This is a genomic window from Spongiibacter sp. (assembly GCF_041602295.1).
In the GTDB taxonomy this organism is placed as follows: Bacteria; Pseudomonadota; Gammaproteobacteria; order Pseudomonadales; family Spongiibacteraceae; genus Spongiibacter.
The window spans coordinates 1-4163 of the sequence record NZ_JBFIGO010000159.1; the positions used below are offsets into that span (position 1 = coordinate 1).

Sequence of the window (4163 nt, forward strand, 5' to 3'; positions counted from 1 at the left end):
GAAAAAATTGGCTGCACCTCGCCATAGGCACCACTAACCTGCATATTGGGAACCTGAGCGCCAATATCCGTGGCATTGTCGAAACCCAGCTTATCGAGCGCCTCACCGCCCAGCCCCGTTACGGCAACCGGGATATCCTGGGTACTTTGACTGCGCTTTTGCGCGGTCACTAACACTTCTTCCAATGCCGGCGCGGCCACCGCGCTAGCGCAACACAGCATCCACACCCCAGCGACAGCATGCCCCCGCAATAACCTTGAAGCAGACTTGGAGTGAGCTTTTCGAAACAACATTGTGGTCTCCACACTAAGGGAAATGGACGAAAATAATTTTTATTTTTTTGTCTTTATTATTAACTTCAGGCCAACCTTGCCACGCCGCCTTCTTGTATAAGCGGCAGTTTTCCCTGTGGACCAGCCACTCTGCGGATGCAGAAACCAACAACGTCAGCCGCCATTTAGTATTGGCTCTTCCGGAGTCATAAACCTAGATTTCAACACGCCAAATACATAGGCACTTCGCGACAGAATACTGCTAGTGATAAAACTCGGGCGGCGCTGTCGACAAGCCCCCCCATGCAATTACCGCCGGCATATGAGCAGGTGTTAGATTATGCAAACCGATGCACCCACTGTATTGGGCATGCATGCCAACAGATTAGGAATTCACGCCAACCGATACCCAACGTACAAATGGCGCATCAGCAGCAGGCCAATTACATTAAGCAGACTCGGAACTACGCTAAGCGTGAAAATTTCCTGCGTGCTGCGCACAGGCGACCGTCAAATAGCCCCGTCATCGACGGCAACAACGCTGGCAACGCCGCGACACCGGTGGTGTATAAAAGTGAGGAATTCCAACTACGAGATGGCAAAACAGAAACCCTGAATGCCCAGCATTTAGGCACATAGATACATACTGAGTGCGGGGAATGCGTGCGGAAAGCGGTTGATATTGCTGTGAAGTGAGCCCTGCAGGCCGGCGCCCCATAAGCCGCGCGCCGATGATTCAAGCGCGCCGCTAGGCAGCCTCTTTTACCCGCTAAGCCCCGGTAAAAGCGTTAGGAAAATCACCCGCTAAGGCCTGCGCAATACTGCGCCCGCCCTACTTCACCTGCTGCTTGGCCAGCTTGCGCGCCAGGGTTCGGCGGTGCATACCCAGGCGCCGGGCCGCTTCGGAGATATTGAAATCGGTTTCCGCCAGCGTTTGGTGAATGCGCTCCCACTCCAGGGTCTTGATGGAGGTGGCGCGGCCGGTGACTTTGACTTCGGTGTTACCTTCGGCATTGTTAAAGGCCGCTTCGATGTCGTCGGTATTGGAGGGTTTGGCTAGGTAGTGGCAGGCACCCAGCTTCACCGCTTCCACGGCGGTGGCGATGCTGGCGTAGCCGGTTAACACCACGATCAACATGTCAGCGTCGTGCTTGTGCAGCAGCTGCACGCAGGCCAGCCCCGAGGCATCGCCGTCGAGCTTGAGATCGACCACGGCGTAGCCTGGGGAGTGCTCGGCCAATAGCGCCTCCACCTCCTCCAGCCGGGTGGCGTGAAAAACCTGATAGCCGCGGCGCTCAAAGGAGCGGCGCAGGGTGCGGGCAAAGGCCTCGTCGTCTTCCACCAGAAACAGGATGGGCTGTTCTTGCTGCTCTGTTGTTTCGCTCACGACATCAATCCTCTTTTAGCACCAGTGCATCCAGTGGCAGACGCAAGCTGACCTCGGCGCCGCCCTCTTCAAGATTGCGGGCAGTCACCTCACCACCCAGCATACGCGCGACATTGAACACCAGAAACAAACCCAGGCCACTGCCGGGTCGCCCCTTGGTGGATTGATAGGGCTGACCGAGACGCTCGTACACCGCTTTAGAGAAACCTGCGCCCCGGTCGCGCACTGCCACCAGCAAGTCATCGGCGTCGCGCGACACGCCGAGGTGAATCCACTGCGGCGAGGCCTCCAGGGCATTGTCTAGCAGATTGCAGACGGTTTGCTTGAGCACCGAGTCCGAGGCGATATCGATATCGTCGCCGAATTGGTTGTCGAAACGCAATTCCCGACTGTTGCGGGTGTCGCGCCACTCGTGAACCAATTCATCAAAGAATTCACACACGGTGGTCTCGCCCGAGGCCTCGCCGCGGGTTTCCCCGGCCGACATCAAAATCCCGCTGACAATCGCTTTGCAGCGGCGCAGCTGAGCCTGCATTTCGGCAATATCGTCACCCAGCTCCGACGACTGTTTAAACTCGGGCATATGCCGCCAGTCGCCGAGAATCACGTCAATGGTGGCCAGTGGCGTGCCCAATTCGTGGGCCGCCCCCGAGGCGAGCAGACCCATGCGCAGGATATGATTCTCCTCCGCCGCCCGCTGGCGCAGATCGGCTAGGCGGGCGTCGTGCTCGCGGTGGGTGCGGGTAATGCGGTTGACAAAAATCACCAACAGGGCGGCGGTGAGCACCACGCAAATAAACACCCCCTGCACATAGACGCTGTCGACCCCCAGGTGGTAGTCCGGCGGCAGCGCGGCCAGCGGTTGGCCGAGCTCGGCCAGCCAGACAAAGCACAGCACGGCAACGCCCAGCAGGGCCCAGGCCAGTGGCGCGGCCATTAACACCGCCGCCAAGCCCACCTGTAGCACATACAAAAAGGCAAAGGGGTTGCTGACACCGCCGCTGAGGTACAACTGCACGGTAAGCGTCACCATGTCGACCAGCAGGCCGACAAACAGCTCGGCGGCATACCATTCGCGGCCGCTGCGCAGGCGAATTTCGTAGAGGATGTTGTAGGCCACCAGCCCCGCCAACACCGCGCCCATTTTCTGCAGCGGCAAGTCCACGTCCAGACTGAAGTGGGTGACCAAAATGGTGAACAGTTGGCCGAGCACCGCCAGCCAGCGCAACTGCACCAACTGGCGCATATGTTTGCTGAGGGTGTCGCTGTTTTTATAACTGAGCAGCGACATGGCGGCCAATAAAGCGCCAGCGCGGGCTCTGGAATGTGACATGCAGCATTTCTCCCAACAGGTGCAAGCGGCTCTCAGTATACGAGACTGGGGAAGAACTGGGGCGTCAGTGGCGTTTTCGCGCCTCGCGGCGCAGCATGACCCCGGCGACCACTACCATGGCCGCCAGGCCATACCAGGTGAGGGCGTAGACTAAATGGGAGTTGTGAAAGCGCACTACCGTCAGGCCACCCACCGGCCCGGCCCCACCGGGGCTGCCGGGCATATCGGCCTTGGCGTCGATAAAATACGGCGCCAGTGGCAACTGCAGATGCTCGGCCATCGCCGCCACATCCCGCGAATACCAGCGGCCGTCCTGCGGGCGATTGTCGCGCAGAAAACCGCCGCCGGGTTCGCTGAGGCGCAGCAGGCCGCTCACCACGACCTCGCCCTGCGGGGGCGCGGGCGCCTCGACGCCCTGGGCAATATAGCCGCGATTGATCAACACCGTGCCGGCCTCGCGGCTGCGCAGCGGCGTCAGCAGCCAGTAGCCACTGCCCAGTTCGGTGGCCGCGGCCACCCGCAGGCTGCTGTCGGCAAGAAATTGGCCGCGAACTTGAATATGCCGGTACTCATCGGCCTCGCGATGTATCCCCGGCCACGCTGCTGGCAGCGGCGCAGCCACCGCCGGCGCGTCAACGCGCTGGCCCACGCGCTCCATCAATTCCAGCTTCCACTGACGGCGCTCCAGCTGCCAATTGCCCAGTGCGATCAAACCGACAAACGCCGCCAGCCCGACCACGGCAATCAGCACATGGACAGCGCGGCGAGACGAGGTCGAACGCGGCGCGCTCATATCAGCCCTGCATCATCCCCGGCATCATATTGACGTTCATGTTGTACATCACCCACAGCGAGCCGAACAGGGTGATAAACAGCAGCACCGCGGTGAACAGCAGCGACAGCATGTTCCAGCCGCCCTCGGAGTGAAAGTTCATATGCAGGAAGTAGATCATATGCACCACAATCTGCACCACGGCAAAGCCGAGAATCGCCACGGTGGTGGCGCTGCGCGAGTCGAAGACATCGCCCATCACCAGCCAGAACGGAATGGCGGTTAAAAAAACCGAGGCCAAAAAGCCGATCATATAGCCGCTGAACGAGGCGTGCGGCAGCTCTTCGTGATGGTCGTGATCGTGTTGATGCTCACTCATGACATAGACCCCATCAAGTA

General features: G+C 59.7%; 4 protein-coding genes and 1 pseudogene. All 5 read right to left on the reverse strand.

Annotated features, from left to right (window positions below; translation table 11 throughout):
- Positions 1 to 293: pseudogene (locus tag ABYM29_RS14995) on the reverse strand (TonB-dependent receptor); the annotation flags it as partial.
- Positions 294 to 1104: 811 nt separating this feature from the next.
- Entirely contained in the window at positions 1105 to 1659 is a 555-nt protein-coding gene (locus tag ABYM29_RS15000; protein WP_372865600.1) for a response regulator transcription factor, read from the reverse strand.
- A 4-nt stretch (positions 1660 to 1663) separates the two neighbouring features.
- A complete protein-coding gene (locus ABYM29_RS15005; RefSeq protein ID WP_372865601.1) occupies positions 1664 to 2992 on the reverse strand; it encodes an ATP-binding protein in 1329 nt (442 codons plus the stop codon).
- Between the two features lie 64 nt (positions 2993 to 3056).
- Positions 3057 to 3785 carry an SURF1 family protein gene (locus ABYM29_RS15010; RefSeq protein WP_372865602.1) on the reverse strand — a complete coding sequence of 243 codons (729 nt, stop codon included), beginning with the start codon at positions 3783 to 3785 and terminating at the stop codon, positions 3057 to 3059.
- A 1-nt stretch (position 3786) separates the two neighbouring features.
- Positions 3787 to 4163 (reverse strand): cytochrome o ubiquinol oxidase subunit IV (cyoD, locus tag ABYM29_RS15015; RefSeq protein WP_372865603.1); only part of this gene is annotated, 377 nt, incomplete at its 5' end.